Genomic DNA, 23,207 nt, shown 5'->3' with positions numbered 1-23,207 from the left:
TAGACACAAGGCATCTCACTGGTTGCCACATCCCCGGAATCCGCCCGTGGCGAACCAGTGGCTATTGCCCGTGGTCAGCCGGCGGGTCGCAGCACGTCGGTGCCGACGAACGGCACCAGCGCCTCGGGCACGCGCACCGAACCGTCGGCCTGCTGGTGGTTCTCCAGCAGCGCGACGATCCAGCGCGTTGTCGCCAGCGTTCCATTCAAAGTGGCTGCGATCTGCGGCTTTCCGTTCTCGTCGCGGTAGCGGATGGCGAGGCGGCGGGCCTGGAAGGTGGTGCAGTTGGAGGTCGAGGTGAGCTCGCGGTAGGTCTGCTGGCTGGGCACCCAGCCCTCGCAGTCGAACTTGCGCGCGGCCGAACTGCCGAGATCGCCCGCGGCGACATCGATGATGCGGTAAGGCACCTCGATGGCGGCGAGCATCTCGCGCTCCCAGTCGAGCAGGCGCCGGTGCTCGGCCTCGGCCTGGTCCGGCGTGGTGTAGACGAACATCTCGACCTTGTCGAACTGGTGCACCCGGATGATGCCGCGGGTGTCCTTGCCGTAGCTGCCCGCCTCGCGGCGGAAGCACGACGACCAGCCCGCGTACCGCTTGGGGCCGCCGCTCAGGTCGAGGATCTCGCCCGAGTGGTAGCCCGCCAGCGGCACCTCCGAGGTGCCGACCAGGTACAGGTCGTCGTCGGCCAGGTGGTAGACCTCCGCCGAGTGCTGGCCGAGGAAGCCGGTGCCCGCCATGATCTCCGGGCGCACCAGCACCGGCGGGATCATCATGGTGAAGCCGTTGGCGACGGCCTTCTGCGCGGCCAGCTGGAGCAGACCCAGCTGCAACAGCGCGCCGTAGCCGGTGAGGAAGTAGAACCGGGCGCCCGACACCTTGGCGCCGCGCTCCATGTCGATGACGCCGAGCGACTCGCCGAGTTCCAGATGGTCCTTCGGCTCGAAATCGAATTCGCGCGGCGTGCCGACCGTTTCGAGGACGATGTAGTCGTCCTCGCCGCCCGCGGGCGCGCCGTCCTGCACGACGTTCGAGATCGCGCGATGCGCGGCGTCCAGGTCGGCGTCGGCGGCGTGCTGAGCCACCTCGGCCTCTTTGACCTTCACCGACATCTCCTGCGCCTGCGACAGCAGCGCGGGGCGCTCCTCCTTGGACGCCTTGCCGACCAGCTTGCCCATCGCCTTGTGCTCGGCACGCAGGTTGTCGGCGGTGGCGACCGCGGCGCGGCGCGCGGCGTCCGCCTCCAGGAGGGCGTCGACGAGGGCGGGGTCTTCGCCGCGGGCGCGCTGCGAGGCGCGCACCACGTCGGGGTCTTCCCGCAGGAGTCGGAGGTCGATCATGGGCTATCAGCCTAGTCGGCGGACCGTCGGCACTTCACCCCGATATCGGTCTGCGGGTTCAGCGGGTCCGATCGGCGTAGCTCGGCCTTCCGTCGTGACCGCCGATGGACTCCGGCCGGCGCGCTCCGCCGACCTGTTTGCGCCGATATGTCCAGTTCCTGGCCACTCGGGGCGCTGCGCGCGCATAGTTGGCTTGTGGGCACGACTTTCGACGAGACGACCATCGACAATGCCCTGGCCGACTTGGCCGCGGGCGAGAAGACCTGGGCGGCCACCCCGCTGGGCAAGCGCAGGGAACTGCTCGACGAGATCCACAAACGCACCGGCCGCTTCGCCGGTGACTGGGTGCAGGCCGCTCGCACCGTCAAGGACCTGGACGCGGACTCGCCGCTGGTCGGCGAGGAGTGGATGTCCGGCCCGCTGACGCTCCTGCAGGCCACCGCAGCCCTCTCGGCCACCCTGGCGAAACTGGAGGCCGGGCGCAGCCCGCTGGACGGCGTCCGGCTGACCACCGCGCCCGGCGACCGGGTCGCGGTGCCGATCCTGCCCCTCGACGTCTACGACCGGCTGCTGCTCAGCGGCTTCCGCGGCGAGGTCTGGCTGCGACCGGGGGTGGACGCCGCCACCGCACGCCGCCAGGCCGGGTTGGGTCAGCTCGATCCCGCCGCGACGGGCGGCATCGGCGCGGTGCTCGGCGCGGGAAACATCACCTCGATCCCGCCGCTGGACACCCTCTACGAGCTGTACGCGCACAACCGCGTCGTGGCGCTCAAGCTCAACCCGATCACCGATCCGCTGTTCACGGTGTTCGAGATGATCTTCGCGCCGCTCATCGAGCTCGGCGTGCTGCGGATCCTGGTCGGTGGCGCGGAGGTGGGCGGCTACCTGGTTCGCCATCCCGATGTCGCGCACGTGCACATGACCGGAAGCGCCAACACCCACGACGCGATCGTCTGGGGACGCGGGGCCGAGGGCGAGGCGAACCGGCGGGCGGGCACGCCGCTGCTGGACAAGCCGATCACCAGCGAGCTCGGCGGCGTCTCCCCGACCATCGTCGTCCCCGGCGACTGGTCCGACGCCGACCTGAGCTACCAGGCCCGGCACATCGCGACCCAGCGGCTGCACAACGGCGGCTACAACTGCGTGGCCGCGCAAGCCGTGGTGCTCGCCGCCGACTGGCCGCAGAAGGACCGCTTCCTGGACGAACTGCGCACGGCGCTCGAGCTGGCGCCGCAGCGGACGGCCTACTACCCGGGCAGCGAAACCCGCGTCGCCGACGCGCTCGCCTCCTATCCGACGGCGGAGCGGCTCGGCCAAGGCCGGGTGCTGATCGACGGTCTGCCGTCGGCCGAAACGCCCCTGCTGCGCACCGAGTACTTCTCGCCGGTGCTCGGCGTGGTCGAGTTGCCCGGGCGCGGCGGCGAATTCCTCGAACGCGCGGTCGATTTCGCCAACACCGAGCTGACCGGAACCCTCGGCGCCAACGTGCTCGCCGATCCCAAGACGATCGGCAGGCTCGGCACCGCCTTCGATCGCGCGGTGGAGCGTCTTCGCTACGGGACCGTCGCGGTGAACGCGTGGACCGGCCTCGCCTTCCTGTCACCGCGCGCGAGCTGGGGCGCCTTCCCCGGCCACACCGTCGACGACGTGCAGAGCGGAATCGGCGTGGTGCACAACGCCTTCCTGCTCGACGACGTCGAACGCACCGTGGTGCGCGGACCGTTCCGGCCCGCGCCTCGGTCGCTGCTCGGCGGCGAGCTCGCGCTCTCGCCCAAACCGCCGTGGTTCGTCGACAACAGCACCGCCGCCACGACCGGCCGCAAGCTCACCGAGTTCTACGCCGACCGAAATCCGGCGCGGCTGCCCGGATTGTTCCTTTCCGCGTTCCGCGGCTAGGCCCTTGTCTCGCAGTCCGGCCGGATCATCCGCGGATGCGCCGGACGAAACTCGAGACAGAACCTAGACGCGCGGATTCGGCCAGGTCGTGGCACCGGAGGGCAGACGCTGCCATGATGGACCGCGATGTCCTCCGATGATGTGTCCCAGACTCCGCAGCCCGAGAAGTCGCCGGCGGGTGCATCGGCGCGCTCGGGTTCGTTCCCTCGATCCCTGACGTCCGCGCGCCAAGCGCTGACCGACGGCGGCGGACTGCACCTGTCCGCGCCGACGCTGCGCTGGGGTCTGCTCGCCGTCGCGGCGGGCGCCGTCACCGCGGCCTTGGTCACGCTTTTCGTGACCGGCTTCGACAACGAGGCAGGCCTGGAAGCGCACAACCCGGGCGCGCCCGCGCACACCGTGCTGGACAAGGAGTTCGGCACCGCGTCCAAGGGCGACTGCCTGAGCTGGACCAAACCCGACCGCAGCGACTTGGTGAAGGTGTCCTGCGGCAGCAGGCACCTGTTCGAGGTCGCCGCCGACATCGACATGAGCAGGTACCCGGGCGTCGAATTCGGGCCCGGCTCGCGCTTCCCGGACTCGCTGCGGCTCACCGAGCTCAAGGAAGAGCACTGCGTGCCCTCGGTGCAGCAGTACATGAACGGGAAGTTCGACCCGCGCGGTCGCTATGTCGTCGGCCTGATGTATCCGAGTCCGGAGGGCTGGAAGAACGGCGACCGCACCCTGCGCTGCGGCCTTCAGTTCTCCGGCAGCACCGGAACGCCGCTGCCCTCGCAGGGCAGCGCGGTGGAACACGACCAGTCCAGAGTCTTCCAGGCGGGCACCTGCCTCGGCATCAACCAGAATCTGCCGACCGATCCGGTGGACTGCGCGCAGGCGCACGCGGTGGAGATCATCGCGACCGTCGATCTCGGCGCGCATTTCACCGGCGGTCCACCCGCCAAGGAGGAGCAGGACAAGTACGTCGAGGAGCAGTGCGCCAACGCGGCCACCGACTACCTCGGCTCCCCCGAGGCGATCCGCGACAAGACGCTGACGCTGTTCTTCGACTACGTCGACGCGCGCAGTTGGCTCGCGGGCAGCCGTAAGCTGGACTGCATGATCGGCAAGGGCACCGACCGTGAGGGTTTCGCACCCATCACCGGTACGGCCAAGGGTGAGATCCTGATCAACGGCCAAGCCCCTGTGCCGCCGCCGAATTCGGGTCGCTCCACCCCCGCGCCGCTGCCCGGCGCCGCTCCGCTGCCGCCGCAACCGCGGCCGCGGTAGGGCGCGTGTCCCCATGGCGGTCTTCATGTCCGAAGACCGGTTCGAGGAACTGGTCTCCGACGCACTCGATTTGATTCCGGCTGAGCTCGCGCGCGCCATCGACAATGTCGTCGTGCTGATCGAACCTCGCAATATGGAAGACCCGCATTTGCTCGGGCTCTATCACGGAATCGCGTTGACCGAGCGGGACAGTCAGTACGGCGGCTCTCTTCCCGACACCGTGACCATCTATCGCGACGCGATTCTGGAGATCTGCGCCGACGACGAGGAGGTCGTCGAAGAGGTCGCTGTCACTGTGATCCACGAGATCGCACACTATTTCGGCATTGACGAAGACCGGTTGCATCAGCTGGGATGGGGCTAGTCTTTACCAAGTCGTCTGTGCGAGCCGCGTTCATCCGGACGGACACGGTGCGCAGGGGAGCGCGGACGGCTGGCAAGATCGCAAAGAAGTAGGGGATTCGATGGAACCGATCGCGTGGCTGTCGCGTCCTATCACTCGTAGGGGGAATTCTCGTGGTTCCGCCCCATAGCCGCCACTAGAAGGAGTCGAGTAATGGTTGGCCACGTTTCGATCTCGCCCGAGATCATCCTCGCCGCCGCTGCCGAGCTGGACTTGCTGGCCGAACGACTGGCTGCCGCCGCGGCGGTGACCGCCCCGGCGACGCATGTCCTGCCGTCCGGCGCGGACGAGGTGTCGCTGCTCGCCGCACACCACTTCAACAAGGCCGCCGCGACGCACGACGGCTCCGTCGCCCAGGGCATTCTCGAGCTGCACCATGCCGCCGCCGTCCTGCGCATGCAGCTCGCCACCCACGTCGCCGAGGACGTCGTCAAGGCGGGCGTGATGCACGGCGTCGCGGGCACCATCGGCGCCTGATCGCGGACATCGAGACACAAGGGGAGAAACAAGCATGACCGCAGGTATCACCGGGGTGTTCTGGCTGCCCCGCATGGCCGAAGTGAACTCCGCGCTGCTCCACTCGGGCGCGCACGCCGTACCGATCTCGGCCGCCGCCACCGCGTGGGGCGGGCTCACCGCGGCCTGGGTCGACGCGACCGCGACCGTCACCCGCGTGATGGCCGAGCTCGGCGTCGGCATGCAGGGTGTCAACGGCATCGCGGCGCTGTCCCGGCTGGTCGGATTCACCGGCTGGGCGGAGCAGCAGGGCGTGATGGCCGCCTCGATGGGAGCCAAGGCCGCGGCGAACGCCACCGCCTACACCGTCGCCGCGCTGACCATGCCGAGTCCGCCGGAGATCGTCGCCACCAACACCGCCGTCTTCGTCTCCGCGAACCCCGCGGGCGCGGTGTCGGGCGCGTGGGAGGCGGCGGAACTCGCCAAGCACGCGATGGACATCCGCGCCGCGCTGGTCATGGAGACCTACGAGGCCGCGACCACCGCGACCGTCACCACCCCCGGCGAGTTCTACAACCCGCCGCCGATCGCCAACGGCGCGGGCGCCGCGGATCCCGGCTCGGCCGAGGCCACCTTCCAGGGTGACCCGGTGCAGTCGGCCATCGCGACCGCCGTCTCGGTGGTGAACAACCCGGCCGTCGCCAGCGTCGCGACCCAGGTGGCCAACGTGGCGGGCACCGTCGCCACCGGTGGCGTGAGCACCGTCGGCAACCTCGGCGCCAACGCGATCGCGGCCGTCACCAGCGTGGGCGCGCCGAGCGTCGCGCCAGCCGCGCCGATGACGATGATGGCGGGCGGCATGGCGGGCGCCGCGGCGACCGCAGCCTCGACCCGCTCGGCGACCTTCGGACCGAGCGTCAACCTGAACAACGGCTCGCTGAAGCTGCCGGACGGCTGGGGTTCGGGTCTGCCGACCAACGCGCCCGCCGCGGCTCCGGTGGCCGAGGTCGTCGCCCGGGTCGATGCCGCGCCGGTCCGTCCGGCCGCCACCAACCCCGCGGGCAGCCCGCTGCTCGGGAACACGCGCGGCGCCGAGGACGACGAGTCGGTGCACAAGAGCGCGGACTACCTGCGCGGCGATCACTTCACCGACGGTCGTTTCTCCGCCGATGGCGTCATCGGCGCCGACCCTGCCGGGACGGCTAAGTGACGATTCTGGGTGCGGGCCGCGGCCCGTCGATGCTCGGGGGCGTCACGTTGTCGCTCGACGAAATGCAGTTTCTCCTGGAGAAACTGGAGTTCGACGAGCTTCCCGTCGTGCTGCAAGCGATGGGTCGCTACGACAACCAGACCGACCACGACGCCGCGATGGACGTGGCCGCCCAGTCGCTCACCGAGCGGGACTTCCTGATCGACGGCATCGTCCACCGGGAGCTCGAGGACCGGTTGCGGACGCTGTACCGGCCGCACTGGGTGCTCGCGCTGCGGTGGAACGTCGAGGGACAGGTCAGCCGGTTGTGTCTCGCGAAGGGTGACGACCTGGTGGTCGTCGCCCTCCGCGGGCCGGAGTCCTACGTCATCGACGAGGTGGAAGAGGATCTGCCGGGACCGATCGTCGCGGCGCTCGGTCCGGCCGAGCCGCTCGAGCTGGAAAGCATGAACGTCGAGACCGAGTTGCTCGCCCCGATATTCAACGAGACCGGCGACGCCGCGGCGACGGCCAACCGGTTGGCGAAGGTGTGCAACCCGAATCGCGACGCGCAGACGCTGGCCTCGGCGCTGGTCGAAATCCATTCGCACGCACAGATTTCCGGCGTGGCGTACGGCGACGGGACCCGGGACATCTCGGACAATCACATCGCGATCTTCAATACGCGCAACGGGCGGTTCCTGATCACGGCCAGTGTTGCCGACGACGGGACGAAGTGGTCGTCGATCAGTTCGGGTACGACGGCGCGGCTGCGGACGGCGTTGCTGGATCTGATGAATACGCTGCCGGAGCGGGAGGATTTTCCGCGGGGAGTGGCGAAGTAGTTCGGGGCTCAGCGAGGTTCGGCGGTTCGGGGGGGTCGAAGGCTCGAGGGTTCGGGTTCTGGCGGACTTGGTCCGTCAGCGGCCCGCGCATGGCGGCGAACTCAGGTTCTCAGCCCATCGGGTCGTCGGCGGTGGGTGAGACCTCGTAGCCGAAGGGTGGGACGAAGCGGCCCCAGCGGATGCAGTCCCAGCCGCCGTCGGGGCGCGGGACCAGTTCGATGGTTTCGGTGTTGTCGAGGTGGTTGTTCGTGGTGAACGGCGGCGCCACTCCGCTGAGGGTGCGCGCGACCAATCGCATCGCCGCGCCGTGATTGACCAGCAGCACGTCGCCGCCGCCCGCCTCGGGCAGCAGGAAGGACGTGCGCAGGGTTTCGATGACCGGGAGGAATCGCGCCAGGACGTCCTCGCCGTTTTCGCCGCCGGGGACTCGCTCGGTCAGGTCGCCCTCGTGCCAGGCGCGGTAGATGCGCTGGAAGGTCCGGTGCGCATGGGGGTCGTTCAGCCCTTCCAGTTCGCCGACTTGGACCTCGTGCACGTCGTCGAGGACGTCGGCCGCGACGCCGGTCGCCGCTTCGATGTAGCTCGCGGTCTGCCTGGCGCGTAGGGCGGCCGAGGAGAGCAGCGCGCGTGGGGGCGCGATCAGGTTCGAACCGAACGTCTTCGCTTGGGCCGCACCGCGTTCGGTCAATGGCAGTCCGGGCACCCTGGTGTCGAGAATCTTGGCGACGTTGCCTTCGGTCTCCCCGTGCCGGACCAGGATCAGCTTGCCCGCGATCTCGTTCATAAGTCCGCCACCCCCTTTCGTAACTGAGTCAGCCACTCCGCGGCCGCCTCGTCGGACGGCGGCGGCGTCCCGGTCGCCGAAGTCGCGGGCCAGGAACCGAGGAAACGGATCCGGGCCGTGCGGTGCAGCGCCTTGAGCGCCTCGGCCACCGCGGTGTCATCGATATGCCCGACGCAGTCGAGATAGAACCGGTAGGTACCCATACCCGTTCGGGTGGGCCGGGATTCGATCCTGGTCAGGTCGATGCCGCGCGTCGCGAACTCGGCGAACGCGCGCATCAGCGAGCCGGGCTCGTTCGCCAGCTCCAACACGATCGAGGTGCGGTCGGCGCCGGTCGCCGCCGGGGCCACACGCGGCCGGGTCACCAGCACGAAGCGGGTGATCGCCTGTTCGTGATCGGCCACACCGGAAGCCAGTGCGGTCAGCCCGAGCCGCTCCCCCGCCAGCACGGTGGAGACGGCCGCGTCGGCGCGCCCTTCCGCGACGTCCTCGGCGGCGGCGGCATTCGAGGCCGAGGTGTAGATCTCCGCGTCGGCCAAGCGCCGCGCGATCCACATCCGCACCTGCGCGGCGGCCACCGGGTACGCGGCCAGCGTGCGCACGTCGGCCAGCTCGGTGCCCGGCCGCGCCAGGATGGTGAAGCTGACCTCCAGCTCGGTCTCCGCGACGATCTGCAACCGCGGCCCGATGGCCAGCGAATCCAGCGTCGCCGAGATCGACCCCTCCACGGAACTTTCGATCGGAACGACCGCGCCGTCGACATCACCGGACCGGATCAGATCCAGCGCCGCGCCCTGACTGGGCGCGGCGACCCGCTCGACGGGTCCGTCGAAGACCGCCGAGGACTCGAGCTTGGCGAGGGCCATCTCGGTGAAGGTTCCGGACGGTCCGAAATACGCGATGCGCGGCACGCCTACGACATTACAAGCGGTGAGGAGACAGCAAACCGGTTCGTGGGGGTGCGTCCTTCGCTGGGGGTGCCGGTCAGCGGTCCTTGATCTAGTGCGCGTCAGGTCCCGGTGCTTGATCGGGCGGTCGTCGTCGAGTTGGTGTGCGTGTGTGTCGAGGGACGTTGTTCCTCGGGTTCACCTGCGCATTCACGAGCTGCTACCCAGGTTCTCCTCGAACGGTGCTGGGCACGTCGGGTGCCGTACCCGACTTACCTCCCGCCGTCGTTGGACGTAGGCGCGTCTCCCGGCGTGGTCATCTGGGCTGTGGTCGCGTTCTTCGGGGTGAGTAGCTGGTGATTTCCGGAAGGAGGTGAGAGAAAGCAGCCAGCTTCGAACAAGCCAGCGCGCCCTTCCGAAGCCTTCCACTTCGGAAACCGTCAGCTCACCAGACCGCCACACCCCGAAGCGGACAACAACTCAGGGCGCAAGCACTTCCAAGGCAGCGCGAACCCGATCCGACGCACCGGTCTCCACAGCAAGCAGAACCCCCCGAACCGCCTCGACCGCAGGCGGTTTCAACCCCGTCAAAAAGCCGATGTCCGGCCGAACCAGCGCATCCCGAATGTCCTCACCGCACAACGCCGCAGCCGTCGCGGCAACGATGGCGACCGCGCGCTCACCATCGTCGGTGCGCGCGACGAATCCGGTATCGGAGTGCGCGATGGCGGCGAGGAAGTCGGCGATCTCGGAGTCGGGAGCGGCGGCGTCCAGAGCCGGGACCTCGGGAACCGAGCCGACGGGGCGGACGAGCCCGTCGACCAGGCTGCGCCGGGCCGGGGTGGACAGCGTGACCAGCACCGGTTCGGTCGCGCCGTGGCCTGCCGTTGGTGTCGCATCTCCCACGAGATCACCGTAGCGGGCCCAGATTCTGGAATCAGCCGGAAGGTAACGCTTGCAGATCGAGGGCGGCTCACTTAGCTTAGGTTTACCTAATTGACGCCGCCGCCATCACCACGGAGGTCCGCATGCCGAATCCGACCGTCGCGCCTAGCACCGCCGAGCGGGTGCGCAGCGCGTGCGCCCACGCGGAGCAGGCGGTTCTCGCGCTGCCGGGCATCGACCCGACCCCGACGTCGGTGCATCACCTGCGCCAGTGCGGGGATGTGGTTGTGGCGGTGCCGAACGGCTCGCTCGCCGCGGTGCTGATCGGTAACTCTGGGCCAGGTGGCGCGGCGGCGGTGCTCGAACTCACCGATCACGCGCCGCTGCCGCTGCGCGAGCCGGTCCGCGCCTTGGTGTGGTTGCGCGGAACCGTGCGCTCCGTGCCGGTGCAGGCCCAGCGCGCGTTGGCGGGCGAGGTCGCCAAGGACAACCCGGACCCCGCGCTGCTGGACGTCGGGCACACCTCGACGCTGCTGCGCCTGGTGATCAACAGCGCCGTCATGGCCGACTCCACCGGCGCCGAAGCGGTCTGCGTCGAGGAACTGCGGCTCGCCCAGCCGGACCCGTTCTGCACGATGGAGTCGGCCTGGTTGCAGCACATGGACGCCGACCACGCCGACGTCATCGCCCAGCTCGCCCGCCACCTGCCGCCGCGCCTGCAGACCGGCACCGTGCACCCGCTCGCCATCGACCGCTACGGCGTCACCCTGCGCGTCGAAGGTCACGACGGCGACCACGACTTCCGCCTTCCGTTCAGCGCCCCGGCCAACGACATCGAATCCCTGAGCCGCGCCGTCCGCACCCTGGCGGGTTGCCCCTTCCTCAACGGCCTCCGCCGCATATGACCGCGGCCGTGGATCGGTCGCCTCCGCCGGAGCTGGCAGAAGCGACCGCGACTCGGCCGATCGACCCCCCATCGGAAGTGGGCGCCTGCGTGGTGGCCTCGTCGAAAACGGGTGACGAGCGCCCGGACGCGGACCCGTCGCTAGATTCGACGCATGCGCGCTGAGTCGGATGCCCCTGGCGAATCCGAGTTGACGGACCGGGAGCGTCTCGGGATTCGGATCGAGATCGCGATCGTGCTGACCGTCACCTTCGGGTTGAGCGGGGTCAGCGCGGCGCTTTCGCTGGTGGACAGTGCGCTGGGGCCGGGAGGCGTCGGTGGGCGGACGGTCGCGCTGAACGCCTCGCGCTCCGACCATTCGCTGATCGATCTGCTGTTCCAGTTGCTCGGGGTGTTGCGGCTGGCCGGGTGGGCGGCGCTGGGTCTGTACCTGTTGTGGCGCAGCGGGATCGGGCCGCGGCTGATCGGACTCGCGCGGTTCCGTCCGAAGGCGGACGGGGTGCCCGGACTCGTACTGGCCGCGATCATCGGGTTGCCGGGGCTCGGGCTGTATCTGGTCGCGCACGCGATGGGGTTCAGCGTGACGATCGTGCCGAGTTCGCTGGACGAGCACTGGTGGCGGCTGCCCGTGCTGATCCTTTCCGCCTGCGCGAATTCGTTCGCCGAGGAGATCCTGGTGGTCGCGTACCTCATCACGCGGCTGCGCAGACTCGGCTGGACGGAGAATTCCGCGCTGGCCGCCTCGGCGCTGCTACGTGGCAGCTATCACCTCTACCAGGGGCTCGGCGGCGGTCTGGGCAACCTCGTGATGGGCTTGATCTTCGGCCGCTACTGGCAACGCACCAACCGGCTGTGGCCGCTGATCCTGGCGCACGCGACCATCGACGCGGTCGCCTACATCGGCTACACGGCGCTGCGCGGACACGTTTCCTGGCTGCCGTAACGGAAACCCCCGGCCGGGTGATTATCGAAGAAACCAGTGCCGCCCCCGATCAGTAGAGTCAGTGTGATGAACGGCGACGACCCCCGCAACGCGCGGACGCGCCGGGTGCCGCCGCCGCAGGGCCGACCCGGCGTGCCGCAACCACCCCAGCAAGGCGCCGCCGTCCCGCCACCGCCCCGAGGCGCCGTCCCGCCTTCGGAACGCGGCCGGGCCAACCCGCCGCACCGCCGCGAGGGCATCCCGCCCGCAGAACACGGCCGGGCCAACCCGCCGCACCGCCGCGAGGGCGTGCCACCCTCGGAGCACGGCCGGGGAGCCAACCCGCCCCACGGCCGCGATGCCGTTCCGCCCGCACAGCGCCGCCCCGCCCAACCGCCACAGGGTGGGCACCCGTCGCCGCCGGGCCACGCTGCCACCGCCCGTCCGGGCCACGCCGCACCGCCGCCAGGTCGAACCCCGCAGGCCAGCGCCGCCCCGCCCGGAGGCCGGTCCGCCGCGCCTCCCCCAGACCAAGCCGCTACCCAGCGATCGAGCCACGCCGGTGCACCGCCGCACGGCCGCACCGCCGTCCCACCACCGCCCCATGGCCGAGGTGATGTCCCGCGGTCGGGCCGAGCAGACGCTCCCGGCCCGGGTCACGCCGCTGCGGGCTACAGCGCCGCCCCGCCGCACGGCGACGCGGCCGCCCAACACGGCCACCCTCCCCACGGCCGAATCGATCGGACCACCAAAATCCTCCGCCGCGACGGCGCCGACCCCAACGCCCAGGCCCTCGCCTATTCGCAGGTCCCCCGGGACTCGCACGAAGCACCCCCGCGCATGCGCAAAGCCGAACCCGAGTACGCACCGACGCAACAACCCGAGCCGTTCCACGATCCCGTCCCGCGCACTCACGCCCCGAGCCCGCGCGGACGCCGTGGCACACCGCCGCCGCCCGCCGCTCCCCCGCGCGCCGATCGCGCTCCGCGCCCGCGCCGCAAGCGGCGTCCGTTCCGCTGGTTCCTGGTGTTCCTGCTGCTCCTGGTCGTCGGCTCGGTCGCAGCGGTGATCAACCTGGACGGCAAGCTCACCCGCATCGACGCCCTGGCCGGATACACCGACCGAGTCGACAACACCCCGGGCACCAACTGGTTGCTGGTGGGCTCCGACGGTCGCGGCGGGCTCTCCCCCGAACAGGAGCAGGAGCTGGCCACCGGCGGCGAGGTCGGGCCGGAGCGCACCGACACGATCATGCTGGTGCACATCCCGAAGTCGGGCCCGACCACGCTGGTCAGCCTGCCGCGCGACTCCTACGTCGGCATCCCCGGCCACGGCAGGGACAAGCTCAACGCGGCGTTCGCGATCGGCGGGCCGCAGCTGCTCGTGCAGACCGTGGAGGTCGCGACCGGCCTGCGTATCGACCACTACGCCCAGATCGGCTTCGCCGGTTTCGCGGGCATCGTCGACACGCTGGGCGGTATCGACGTCTGCGTGCCCAAGCCCATCGACGACCCGCTCGCCGGGATCAACCTGGAGGCGGGCTGCCAGAAGCTGAACGGACCGGATTCGCTCGGCTTCGTGCGGTCGAGGGCGACCGCGCTCGCCGACATCGACCGGATGAACAACCAGCGTCTCTTCATGGCCGCCCTGCTGCAGAAGGCGACCAGCGGCGCCACCCTGGCCAATCCGTTCAAGCTGTGGCCGCTGGCGGGCGACACGGCGCGCTCGCTCAAAGTCGACGAGGGCGATCACATCTGGGACCTCGGCCGCCTCGGCTGGGCGATGCGCGGCGACACGGTCGCGACCACGGTGCCGGTCGGCGGATTCGACGACGTCTCCGGCATCGGCAACGTGCTGCTCTGGGACAAGACGAAGGCGGGCGCGTTCTTCGAGGCGCTCGCGGACGACAGATCCATCCCGGAAGAGCTGCTCACGCGGTAGCGTCGGAGTATGTCCGACACCGATGGCGCCCCGCCCTTCCCGGCCTTGCTGCGCGATCAGATCCGGCACGGATTCACCGTCGCGCAGCAGTATCTCGCCGGCGCGGTCTACTTCGACTCGCACCGGCTCCCGCAGTTGGCCCGACATTGCTATGCCCGCTCGGAGGAACATCGCGGGCACGCGCTGCGCATGGTGCAGTACCTGCTCGACCGGGATCTGGAGATCCGGGTCGGCGGGCTGGACTCGATCCGCTCCGACTTCGAATCTCCGCGCGCCGCAATGGCTTTCCTGCTCGAGGCGGAGCGCGGGTACACCGCGCAGGTGACCGCGCTCGCGAAGGCCGCGCGGGAGAGCGGCGACTACCTCGGCGAGCGGTTCACGCAGTGGTTCCTGAAAGCGCAGCTGGACAATGTCGCCGGGATGACGACGCTGCTGACGGTGCTCGACCGGGAGGGCAACCTCTTCGACGTCGAACAGTTCGTGGCGCGCGAGGTACGCGCTCCGGCAAAGCCCGACATTTCGGCGCCGAAAATGGCTGGCGCAACGAACATTTAATTAGGCAATACTAGCCTCAATAAGGGTGCACTTGGATGACACGCGCCCTGACCAGCGTTAATGTGGCGTCATGTCCAGCCATCCGGAATCCCCACGCAGCAAATTCCACAGCCTGCTTCACGACCAGATCCGGCACGAATTCAATGCCGAACACCAATACATCGCGATCGCGGTGTGGTTCGACAATGCGGATCTGCCGCAGCTGGCCAAGCGGTTCTACGCGCAGGCCGTGGAAGAACGCAATCACGCGATGATGATCGTGCAGTACTTCCTCGACCGGGATATCAGCATCGAGCTTTCCGGCATCGATCCGGCGAAGTCGCATTTCGACGATGTTCGGGAACCGATCGCCCTGGCTCTCAACCAGGAGAAGACCGTCACCGACCAGATCATCCGGTTGGCGAGCACCGCCCGCGAAGAGGGCGATTACCTCGGCGAGCAGTTCATGCAGTGGTTCCTGAAGGAGCAGGTCGAGGAGGTCGCGAATATGACGACCTTGCTCAACATCGCCGACCGCGCCGGCTCGAACCTGTTCGACCTGGAGAATTTCATCGCACGGGAGATGAGTTCTCCCGCCGATACCTCGGGCGCGCCCTCGACAGCGGGCGGCCACATCTGAAAAGGCATTTCGGCAAACAGGCCCAGCTCTTCGCGACGAGCTGGGCCTGTTCGGACCGAGATGGTTGCCTCAGCTGGCGCTCAACGAGCTGAGCAGCGTCTTGAGCAGCGCAAGAATGGCGTCCATGGTGTTCCCTACTTTCCTCATCTGTGCGGTGCGGTAAACCGCACCATCACCAGTAACGGTGATGGTCAGAACTTATCCCGCGGCAGATCCGAAAGAAGGGTTTTTCACAAAATTGCTCCGGGAAATTTCCGGAGTCAGCGCAGGGTCACCTGACGCGAGCGCAGACCATCGCGCGAGCGGCGCTCGTCGGCGGTCAGCGGCGCGTCCGTGGCCAGCGCACCGAGCAGGCGGACGCCGAACTCGGCGGCGGTCTCGGTCCACTCGCTGGGGTGGCGCTCCGGATCCAGGTCGAACACCGGCACCAGCAGCCCGTGCGTGCGGAACGAACCCGCGAAGCGCGAACCCTCGCCCATGTGCAGCCCGCCCGAGGCATGCAGCCGGGCCAGCGCCAGCATCAAATCGTCCTCGTTCTCCGGGCGGACCCAGCGCACATGCGCCTTCTCGCCCGCGTCGACCCACCAGGCCGCACCGACGGCATCGCCGCCGAGCTCCAGCCGCGCCGACGGCATGATCGCCTGCTTGGCCTGCTCGATGGTGGCGGCGACCTGCGGATCTGGCGTCACGCCCTCCGGCACCCACCAGTCGAAGTCCTGGTGCACGGTGAGTTCCAGGTCGGCGCCCGGATCGATGACGTCGGCCAGCCGCGGACCGCCCGCGACGCTCTCGACGGAGGTCAGCGAGTCACCGGGCTCGGCGGATTGGGTCCACAGGATCGCGGCGGCGATATCGGCGGCCGGGTCGGCGCCCTGGAACTGCACCTGGGTGCCGACGTAACCGGTCGGCTCGTCACCGGCGCGGACCAGCGCGGCCACCGCGCCGGGCAGCACCGTGGCGAGCACGACCGAACGCTCGGCGGCCACCTCGGGCGACAGCTTCAGAGTCGCGGTCGCCGACGGCACGAATTCCCGCAGTGCGACCAGATCGCATTCCGCGGCCAACCCTTCGAACGGCCGGGTGACGGCACTGGCCGCCTGCTCCTGCGCCGCCTTGCGCTCGGCGAGACGCTGCGCCCGGTTCCCTCCGGGCTTCGGACTGTTGCGCTTGCTCTTACCCACGAGGGCTCAAACTACAGGGTGCTGTGACTGTCGCCGCGATGCGCCACGGCGCGGAACGCGGGAATCGCGGAACGCGAATCTCGCACGGCGCCAAACATGGTCGAATCGGCGTCTGGCAGTACGAATCAAGCGGCGGCGAGCAGGGTTTTCGTGCGGCCGGGGTGATTGGTCGCGACCCAGCTGACGCCGAGATCGGCGCACAGCCGCACGTCCTTGGGATCGTCCACGGTCCAGCAGTAGGTCGCGCGACCCGCCGCGGCGGCCCGGTCCACCAGATCCGGGTGCTCGCGCAACGTCTTCACCGACGGCCCGACGGCCGTCGCGCCGACGGTGGTCGCCGCACCGCCGCCGAGGTATCGCGAGGACTCGCCGAGCAGCACCGTGGGCAGCAGCGGCGCGGCGCGGCGGATCCGCCACACCGCGGTCGCGGCGAACGACATGACGACCGCGCGCGAATGGTCCGCCGAGGCGGGCGTGGCGATGCCGAAGCGCTGCAGCTCGGCGAGCAGCTTGTTCTCCACGAGCGCGCCGTAGCGGACGGGGTGCTTGGTCTCGATGAACAGTTTGGTCGGCCTGCTGCGCCAGTCGAGCACCAGCTCGATGAGTTCGCCGAGGGTCAGCACCGAGGCCGGCTGGCCGTCACCGCCGAAATCGAGCGAGCGCAACTCGTCCAGTGTCATCTCGCTGACCAGCCCGGAACCCGTGGAGGTGCGGTCGACCGTGCGGTCGTGCACGCAGACCAGATGTCCGTCCCTGGTCAGCCGGACGTCGCATTCCACGCCGTCCGCGCCCTCCTGGAGCGCGAGTTCGTACGCGGCGAGCGTGTGCTCGGGACGCGCCGCCGAAGCGCCACGGTGCGCGACGACGAACGGTGCGCGACTGCTCTGGCTCACTTGGCCATGACCTCCTCGTGCTGAACGGCACCGCTGTCGGTATCCCGATCCTCGATGATGTCGGCGTCGGCCGCATCCCGGACCGGCGCCGCGGCGCGGGCGGGGTGCACCGGCTCGATGACCGGCACCGGCGGATCGACGGCGACCACCCAGCGGCGCGCCAACCGGAGCCGCCCGAACAGGTCGCGTCCGTCCAGCAGTCGCAGCGCCCAGAGCGTCAGCACCGTCACCGCCGCGGCGACCGCGTCGGTCCACGCCGCGAACAGCACGCCGTCCGCCTTGACCTGCAGCGAATCCGCGGTCCGCCAGAGCAGCGCGGCTGCGGCCATCAGTCCGCCGAAAACCCAAGCGCACCACCAGATCCGGATCGCGCGCAGGCCCCTGGGGTCGTCGCGTTCGGTGGCGATCTCGGTGAGGAACACACCCGGCCAGACCAGATTCACCACCGGGATCAGGCAGCCGAGGACGAGCGCAGGAGCGGAACGGGGATCGCTGCGGCCCGCCTTCGCGAACACCGCGCGGCGGGTCTCGACGAGCCAGCCGAGCAGCGCGACGCCGCTGCCGAGCGCCAAGGCCAGCGCCAGCAGCGACGACACGGTGACCAGCCAATCCGAGAAACGCAGCGCCCACGGATCGATGAGACGGGTCCGGTTGACCAGCAGGATGACGTAACGCACCAGCTCGCCGACCGCGGCGACCGCGAACATCACCGCGGTGACGAGCAGCAACGGCGTGACCCAGCCCGCCAGCACGGCGGTGCGCCGACGCGGGGTCGCGTCGGCCGCGGCGGCCGGTTCGTCGCGCAAACCCCAGCGCGGAATCTGCGTGTAGCGCGGGGTCGGCGTGGCGGGCTTGCGAGCCCCCGTCGCGACGGGCCTGCCGTGCCGCTGGTCGGGTCGGCGCGCGACCCAGCGGTAATTGCGCCGTTCGGCGGGAGCGTCGAGGGGGCCCGGCGAGAGCAGCACGCCGTGGCAGCGCGGGCACCAGTGCATCGGGGTCCCGTGCACGGCCCACCGCGCGCCGCAGCGCGCACAGGGCTGCAGCATGGTACTCACAGCGTGTCCTTCGCTCGCCCGGCGTGGTCGCGCGGGCAGCCGCTTCCCGGCCTGACGCTCATTGCCTGGGCACCTCGCTCTTTCGTCAGTAGATCTTCGCCGGTTGGTCGCTCTCGCCGACCAGCGGGCGACCCAACTTCTGCCAGGCCACCATGCCACCGCTGACTTGCACGGCCTCGAAACCGATATAGGCCAGGTATTTCACCACTTCGATCGACCGGCCGCCCTGCCTGCACACGACATAGACCTCGGCGTCGTAGTCCAGCTCCTCGGTGCGGGCCGGCACGTCGGCCATCGGGATGTGGATCGCGCCAGGGGCGTGCCCGAGCTGCCACTCGTCGTCTTCGCGCACGTCGAGCAGGATGGCCCGGACCTGGTCCGGTCGCTCGCTGTGGTCGAATTCGCCGGGCAGGTCCGCCACCGACACCGACGGGATCTCGGAGCTCGTCACGATTCGATCCTGCCATGGTCGGCGCACGTACGTGCCGTCGCCCGCGTTGCGGTCACGCGCGCGTCCGGGGCGGCCTCGACCTCTCCATGAGAGTTATCCACATAATCCACAAGCTGATCCACAGGCGGGACCTATCAGGTTCTCGGACACTCACAGGACGCGGCTATAAGCAATCGTCCCGCGAATCCGTTCCCTCGTCGTCCAGACGGGATCGGGACCCACCGGCCCGGTTCAGCTGATCCGCGGCGAAGCGCGCGTCACGAACGACCGATCCGGGACTCCCCTCCTTGATCCATCCCGGAGCGGTCGTTCGCCGCCGCCTCGGAACCGCGGCCGAGCGGGTCCCGACACTTACTTGGACGGCGCGGGGAACGATTCGGTTCCAGAAAAAACGAGAACACTAGAAAAAATGAAATACCGGGTTCCAGCTGGAGCTGTCGGTAGCCTGGGGCCATGGACGTGCGCAGGGGGCTACTCGACGGATTGGACTCCACCGGTTTCAACACCGCGATCTCGGAGGCGACCTGCCTCGGGCTCGAGGTCGATACCGAGGCGGCGATATTGCGCCTCGATCTGACCGTTCTGACGCTGCCCGCCGACAAGGCGGCGCCGCAGGATCACCAAGTCCGCCTGACCTTCACCGGCGTCAGCCGGGTCGCGGCCTCGCTGCGCGTCCAGCGCTGGGACGACATCGAGGCGAGAATCCTTCCGTTGCAGCTCGACGGCCTCGACGAGGCGATCCGCAGCTTCGGCGGCGGCCGTTTGCACGGCTGGGAATTCATCGACGTCGACGACAGCGGGTGGGCGCTGTGGCGCGAACTGCTCAGCTTCGACACCAAGATCGACGACCACACCCCCTCGCACGTGCTGGAGTTCTCCCAGGAGGAGGGCATCGACCCGCGCGAACTCGACGTCCGAGTGTGGTTCGACAGCCTCACGGTGCACGACGCCAAGGGCAAGGAGATCGCGCCCGCCGACTTCATCGCGGGCGGTGTTCGTTGGTGGAAGGCGCACGACGCGGGCGATCCGCGCACCATCCGCCCCGGAATCGTTCCGCCGCTGTAGAGATTTCCGCGACCGCCGCGCGTCCGATCACACCGGGTGCGCGGCGGTTCGTGTTCAGGCGTCTACGCGCGTCACCACCGAGAACGGCAGCATCTGGAGCACGGCACGAGGCCCGTGGCACAAGGACTCTCAGGCTCCGAGCCCGACCGGGCAACTCACCCCGGTGGCGTGCACCGGACAGTAACCGCCCGGGTTCTTCGCCAGGTACTGCTGGTGATACGCCTCGGCGTAATAGAACCCGGACAGATTCGGTCCCGGCGCATCCGCGCCCGGCGTCGGCAGCGGAGCCATCTGGGTGGTGATCGACCCGTATCCCGCCTCCGCCAGCCGCTTTCCGTAGCGCTCCGCGGTACTCCTGGCCAGCTCGGCCTGTTCGTCGTCCAGCGTGAAGATCGCCGACCGATACTGCGTTCCGCGATCGTTGCCCTGGCGCATGCCCTGGGTCGGATCGTGCTCCTCCCAGAAGTGCCGCAACACGTTCGCGTAATCGAGCACCGCCGGGTCGAAGACGACGAGCACCACCTCGGTGTGGCCGGTGCGGCCGCTGCACACCTCCTCGTAGGTCGGGTTCGGGGTGTACCCGCCCGCGTATCCGACCGCGGTCGTGAAGACGCCGTCGAGTTCCCAGAAACCCTTCTCCGCGCCCCAGAAACAACCCATACCGACGACGGCCACCCGCATGCCCTCCGGAAACGGCGGACGGAGGGGATGTCCGTTCACGAAGTGGGTATCCGGCACCAGAATTGGTTCCTCGCGGCCGGGGAGCGCCTGGTCCGGCGCCACCATCACCGGCTCGGGGAGGCGGATCCGTCCGACCAGTTCGTCGAAGAACGACATGGTTCGATGCTACTCACGAATGCTCGCGGTCGAATCGCCCTTCCGCTCACGCCTGCGCCTCGCTGGCGCTCGGCTCCGGCATGCGCGGTGCGCGCTGGCACATGATTCGCTCACTGCGTTCGCTCACGCCGCAAGCAACCCCTGCGTGATCATCAGATCTCCGATGGAATGTGGGGGCACACCACCCGGTTGGAACCGAGCGGGTGTACGAATGATGGTTGGAAGCGCCCGATCCGGGCGCCACAGCCCGACAACTGAGAAAGGGACATCGTGGCTGAGTACACGCTGCCAGATCTGGATTACGACTACAGCGCCCTGGAGCCCCACATCTCCGGGCAGATCAACGAGCTGCATCATTCCAAGCACCACGCGGCCTATGTCGCGGGCGCGAACACCGCTCTCGAGAAGCTCGAGGCGGCTCGTGAGTCCGGTGATCACGGCGCGATCTTCCTCTACGAGAAGAACCTCGCGTTCCACCTCGGTGGCCACGTGAACCACTCCATCTGGTGGAAGAACCTTTCCCCCAACGGTGGCGACAAGCCGGTCGGCGACCTGGCCGCCGCGATCGACGACCAGTTCGGTTCGTTCGACAAGTTCCGCGCGCAGTTCACCGCGGCCGCCAACGGCCTGCAGGGCTCCGGCTGGGCGGTGCTCGGCTACGACACGCTCGGCGGGAAGCTGCTCACCTTCCAGCTCTACGACCAGCAGGCCAACGTCCCGCTGGGCATCATCCCGCTGCTGCAGGTCGACATGTGGGAGCACGCCTTCTACCTGCAGTACAAGAACGTCAAGGCCGACTACGTGACCGCGTTCTGGAACGTCGTCAACTGGGAGGACGTGCAGGAGCGCTTCGCTCGCGCCGTCACCCAGGGCAAGGGCCTCATCTTCGGCTGAGTTGTTGGCGCGCTGGCGCGCGCGTGTTCGCGGCCCTTATGTCTCGCTTCCGAGCGGTCGAGACTCGCGCCTCCGGCGCATGCGCTTCGACCACTCGGAAACGAGACGGCCGCGAACGGGCTCGTAAGACTCGCCCTCGAGGTGGCTGGGAGTGCTCGGGCGGCGAGTTGGATTACGAGTTGGCCCGTCGGGAAGTGGATCGCCCGGCGGGCTTTTTCGTGTCTGCCGCCCGATCAGGGCGTCCGCTGCCGATTAGCACTCATTGGTACTTGTGTGCCAGATGATCCATGAGTCATCCTCTGAATCCAACAGTTCGAGGACGGGCAAGACCGCCCCCGGTTCATCTCGGGAGGCACGATGCGGACCAACGGGCCGATCGGCGTCACGCCGTTCCACTCGCGCGGATCGCTGCGCGGGTTCGTCATCTCCGGTCGCTGGCCGGACACCACCAAGGAATGGGCGCAGGTGCTCGTGCTCGCCGTGCGGGTCGCGAGTCTGCCTGGCCTGCTCGCCACCTCGACCGTCTTCGGCGTCCGCGAGGAGCTGCCGGACGATCCGGAGCCGGGCACGGTCGGGCTGGTGCTGGCCGAGGGCACGGTGCTCGGCGAGGAGGCGCTGGAGCCCGGCCGGTTCGCCGACCATGTGCCGCCCGCGCTGCTCATGCTGCACCCGCCTTCGGAGACCCGCCCGTCGCTGCCGGAATGCGCGGGCGCGGCCTCGGGCTGCGTGCTGCTGCCCGGCGTGCCGCACCTCGGCCTCGAACACCGCGCGGCCTGGGCCGAGGCGGAATCCGACGGCACCGTCACCTCGCTGGTCAGCCGGGTCGGCCTCGATCCGATCTGCGATCCGGACACCGCCGTGCTCGCGATGCTGCTCGCCGCTTGAAACGCACCGTCGACCGCCGACCGAGTGGCCACATCCGCCACTCGATCCGGCACCATTACGGCTGCGCGCGCTGCTCCGCGGATGCGGACGGCGCCACTTCGCCGTGAACCGTGCGCGAACACGCACGCGCACAGCGACATTCGCGCGAGTCGGTGGTTTGCGAGGGGGCTACACAGTTAGCCTGTGACGGTCGAAAGGATCGTGGAAGACATGTCCGGTAATCCCCTCGCCGCCGCCGAACCCTGGGATCTGGTCGCCGACGGCTACGCCGAATCCGCGCTCGCGATCATGGCGCCCTTCTCCGACCGCGCCCTCGAAATCGCCGATCTGCCCGCCGACGCGCACATCATCGACGTCGCGGCGGGGCCGGGAACGCTGAGCCTGCCCGCCGCCGCGCGGGTCCGCCGGGTGCAGGCCGTGGATTTCGCCGAGCACATGCTCGAACGCCTCCGTGCCGCCGCGCGCGACGCCGGGCTGACCAACATCGACGTGCGCGTCGGCGACGGTCAGCAGCTGCCGTTCGAGGACGATCAATTCGACGCGGGCTTCTCCATGTTCGGCCTGATGTTCTTCCTCGACCGGATCCAGGGTTTCGCGGAACTGTTCCGGGTGTTGCGGCCAGGCGGTGTCGCGGTGGTGTCGAGCTGGGCGCCGGTCGCCGAATCCCCCTTGATGCGGATGCGTTTCGGCGCGTTGGCGGCGGGCGATCCGAATATCCAGGAGCCGCCGCCGAACTTCCTGAGCCTGGAGAATCCGGAGGTGTTCGCCACCGAGATGCGCGGCGCGGGATTCGCCGGGGTGTCCATCCAGCGCCACACCACATCGGTGTCCTACCCTGACGCGGATCGGCTCTGGGAACAGATGTCGCGTGGCAGCGCGCCGATGGCGGTGCTGCGGCGCTCGATCGGCGAGGACGAGTGGGCCGCGCGTTCCGAGGCCATGCGGGCCTACCTCGTCGAGAACTACCGTCCGAACACCCCGCTGGCCACCACCGCTTTCCTCGGCATCGGCCACAAGCCCCTGCCCTGACCACGAAAAAAGCCGCCCCCGAAGC

General features: G+C 69.2%; 24 protein-coding genes. 15 read left to right on the top strand and 9 right to left on the bottom strand.

The window, feature by feature from the left end:
* Positions 1-74 precede the first annotated feature (74 nt).
* Positions 75-1,337, bottom strand: coding sequence for a serine--tRNA ligase (gene serS / locus T333_RS03430; protein ID WP_496423642.1), 1,263 nt, complete (start codon positions 1,335-1,337; stop codon positions 75-77).
* 147 nt (positions 1,338-1,484) lie between these two features.
* On the opposite strand from serS, the gene T333_RS03425 reads away from it, so the two are divergent.
* The 6 genes from T333_RS03425 to T333_RS03400 all read left to right on the top strand — a co-directional run bounded on the left by T333_RS03425 (position 1,485) and on the right by T333_RS03400 (position 7,395).
* A complete protein-coding gene (locus T333_RS03425) occupies positions 1,485-3,233 on the top strand; it encodes an aldehyde dehydrogenase family protein (protein WP_496423641.1) in 1,749 nt (582 codons plus the stop codon).
* A 126-nt stretch (positions 3,234-3,359) separates the two neighbouring features.
* Positions 3,360-4,502 carry a septum formation family protein gene (locus tag T333_RS03420; protein WP_354998203.1) on the top strand — a complete coding sequence of 381 codons (1,143 nt, stop codon included), beginning with the start codon at positions 3,360-3,362 and terminating at the stop codon, positions 4,500-4,502.
* A 13-nt stretch (positions 4,503-4,515) separates the two neighbouring features.
* Positions 4,516-4,866, top strand: a complete 351-nt coding sequence (locus T333_RS03415; protein WP_354998204.1) for a metallopeptidase family protein — start codon at positions 4,516-4,518, stop codon at positions 4,864-4,866.
* A 192-nt stretch (positions 4,867-5,058) separates the two neighbouring features.
* Entirely contained in the window at positions 5,059-5,382 is a 324-nt protein-coding gene (locus T333_RS03410; protein WP_141807961.1) for a PE domain-containing protein, read from the top strand.
* Between the two features lie 34 nt (positions 5,383-5,416).
* Positions 5,417-6,571: a PPE domain-containing protein gene (locus T333_RS03405; protein ID WP_354998205.1), complete on the top strand. Its 1,155-nt coding sequence runs from the start codon at positions 5,417-5,419 to the stop codon at positions 6,569-6,571.
* Positions 6,568-7,395 carry an ESX secretion-associated protein EspG gene (locus T333_RS03400; protein WP_354998206.1) on the top strand — a complete coding sequence of 276 codons (828 nt, stop codon included), beginning with the start codon at positions 6,568-6,570 and terminating at the stop codon, positions 7,393-7,395. The genes T333_RS03405 and T333_RS03400 overlap by 4 nt, the downstream gene beginning before the upstream one ends.
* A gap of 109 nt (positions 7,396-7,504) precedes the next feature.
* Here the strand turns inward: T333_RS03400 and T333_RS03395 are convergent, their stop codons facing one another.
* The 3 genes from T333_RS03395 to T333_RS03385 all read right to left on the bottom strand — a co-directional run bounded on the left by T333_RS03395 (position 7,505) and on the right by T333_RS03385 (position 9,972).
* The gene (locus tag T333_RS03395; protein WP_354998993.1) at positions 7,505-8,170 is read right to left on the bottom strand and encodes a histidine phosphatase family protein; all 666 of its coding nucleotides are present in this window, start codon (positions 8,168-8,170) and stop codon (positions 7,505-7,507) included.
* A 5-nt stretch (positions 8,171-8,175) separates the two neighbouring features.
* Positions 8,176-9,090 carry a prephenate dehydratase gene (pheA, locus tag T333_RS03390; RefSeq protein WP_496423640.1) on the bottom strand — a complete coding sequence of 305 codons (915 nt, stop codon included), beginning with the start codon at positions 9,088-9,090 and terminating at the stop codon, positions 8,176-8,178.
* A 456-nt stretch (positions 9,091-9,546) separates the two neighbouring features.
* Positions 9,547-9,972 carry a hypothetical protein gene (locus T333_RS03385; RefSeq protein WP_496423639.1) on the bottom strand — a complete coding sequence of 142 codons (426 nt, stop codon included), beginning with the start codon at positions 9,970-9,972 and terminating at the stop codon, positions 9,547-9,549.
* 122 nt (positions 9,973-10,094) lie between these two features.
* Between T333_RS03385 and T333_RS03380 the strand changes: the two genes are divergently transcribed.
* The 5 genes from T333_RS03380 to T333_RS03360 all read left to right on the top strand — a co-directional run bounded on the left by T333_RS03380 (position 10,095) and on the right by T333_RS03360 (position 14,892).
* Positions 10,095-10,856: a DUF2470 domain-containing protein gene (locus T333_RS03380; RefSeq protein ID WP_354998209.1), complete on the top strand. Its 762-nt coding sequence runs from the start codon at positions 10,095-10,097 to the stop codon at positions 10,854-10,856.
* A gap of 153 nt (positions 10,857-11,009) precedes the next feature.
* Entirely contained in the window at positions 11,010-11,798 is a 789-nt protein-coding gene (locus tag T333_RS03375; RefSeq protein ID WP_496423638.1) for a CPBP family intramembrane glutamic endopeptidase, read from the top strand.
* A gap of 732 nt (positions 11,799-12,530) precedes the next feature.
* Positions 12,531-13,718 carry an LCP family protein gene (locus T333_RS03370; RefSeq protein WP_496424130.1) on the top strand — a complete coding sequence of 396 codons (1,188 nt, stop codon included), beginning with the start codon at positions 12,531-12,533 and terminating at the stop codon, positions 13,716-13,718.
* A gap of 9 nt (positions 13,719-13,727) precedes the next feature.
* On the top strand, positions 13,728-14,273 hold the full coding sequence (locus tag T333_RS03365; protein WP_496423637.1) for a ferritin: 546 nt from the start codon (positions 13,728-13,730) through the stop codon (positions 14,271-14,273).
* 70 nt (positions 14,274-14,343) lie between these two features.
* The gene (locus tag T333_RS03360) at positions 14,344-14,892 is read left to right on the top strand and encodes a ferritin (protein ID WP_354998213.1); all 549 of its coding nucleotides are present in this window, start codon (positions 14,344-14,346) and stop codon (positions 14,890-14,892) included.
* A gap of 260 nt (positions 14,893-15,152) precedes the next feature.
* On the opposite strand, the gene T333_RS03355 is transcribed toward T333_RS03360, so the two are convergent.
* From T333_RS03355 to T333_RS03340, 4 genes are all read right to left on the bottom strand, one after another.
* On the bottom strand, positions 15,153-16,073 hold the full coding sequence (locus tag T333_RS03355) for a DUF5926 family protein (protein ID WP_357256148.1): 921 nt from the start codon (positions 16,071-16,073) through the stop codon (positions 15,153-15,155).
* Between the two features lie 125 nt (positions 16,074-16,198).
* The gene (locus tag T333_RS03350; protein ID WP_354998215.1) at positions 16,199-16,966 is read right to left on the bottom strand and encodes a glycerophosphodiester phosphodiesterase; all 768 of its coding nucleotides are present in this window, start codon (positions 16,964-16,966) and stop codon (positions 16,199-16,201) included.
* Positions 16,963-18,012, bottom strand: a complete 1,050-nt coding sequence (locus T333_RS03345) for a DUF4328 domain-containing protein (RefSeq protein ID WP_496424129.1) — start codon at positions 18,010-18,012, stop codon at positions 16,963-16,965. The genes T333_RS03350 and T333_RS03345 overlap by 4 nt, the downstream gene beginning before the upstream one ends.
* Before the next feature lie 94 nt (positions 18,013-18,106).
* Entirely contained in the window at positions 18,107-18,472 is a 366-nt protein-coding gene (locus T333_RS03340; RefSeq protein WP_354998216.1) for a rhodanese-like domain-containing protein, read from the bottom strand.
* A gap of 453 nt (positions 18,473-18,925) precedes the next feature.
* Here T333_RS03340 and T333_RS03335 point away from each other — a divergent pair, with 453 nt between their 5' ends.
* Positions 18,926-19,537, top strand: coding sequence for a hypothetical protein (locus T333_RS03335; RefSeq protein WP_354998217.1), 612 nt, complete (start codon positions 18,926-18,928; stop codon positions 19,535-19,537).
* 129 nt (positions 19,538-19,666) lie between these two features.
* Here T333_RS03335 and msrA read toward each other — a convergent pair whose 3' ends face one another.
* Positions 19,667-20,374: a peptide-methionine (S)-S-oxide reductase MsrA gene (gene msrA / locus T333_RS03330; protein WP_496423636.1), complete on the bottom strand. Its 708-nt coding sequence runs from the start codon at positions 20,372-20,374 to the stop codon at positions 19,667-19,669.
* Positions 20,375-20,644: 270 nt separating this feature from the next.
* On the opposite strand from msrA, the gene T333_RS03325 reads away from it, so the two are divergent.
* The 3 genes from T333_RS03325 to T333_RS03315 all read left to right on the top strand — a co-directional run bounded on the left by T333_RS03325 (position 20,645) and on the right by T333_RS03315 (position 23,182).
* A complete protein-coding gene (locus T333_RS03325) occupies positions 20,645-21,268 on the top strand; it encodes a superoxide dismutase (RefSeq protein ID WP_354998219.1) in 624 nt (207 codons plus the stop codon).
* A gap of 357 nt (positions 21,269-21,625) precedes the next feature.
* Positions 21,626-22,153 carry a peptidase gene (locus tag T333_RS03320; RefSeq protein ID WP_496423635.1) on the top strand — a complete coding sequence of 176 codons (528 nt, stop codon included), beginning with the start codon at positions 21,626-21,628 and terminating at the stop codon, positions 22,151-22,153.
* 210 nt (positions 22,154-22,363) lie between these two features.
* Positions 22,364-23,182 carry a class I SAM-dependent methyltransferase gene (locus T333_RS03315; RefSeq protein WP_496423634.1) on the top strand — a complete coding sequence of 273 codons (819 nt, stop codon included), beginning with the start codon at positions 22,364-22,366 and terminating at the stop codon, positions 23,180-23,182.
* Positions 23,183-23,207: the final 25 nt, after the last annotated feature.

It is taken from the genome of Nocardia sp. CNS-044 (genome assembly GCF_059570515.1).
This window is presented reverse-complemented; position numbering and strand designations above follow the sequence as displayed.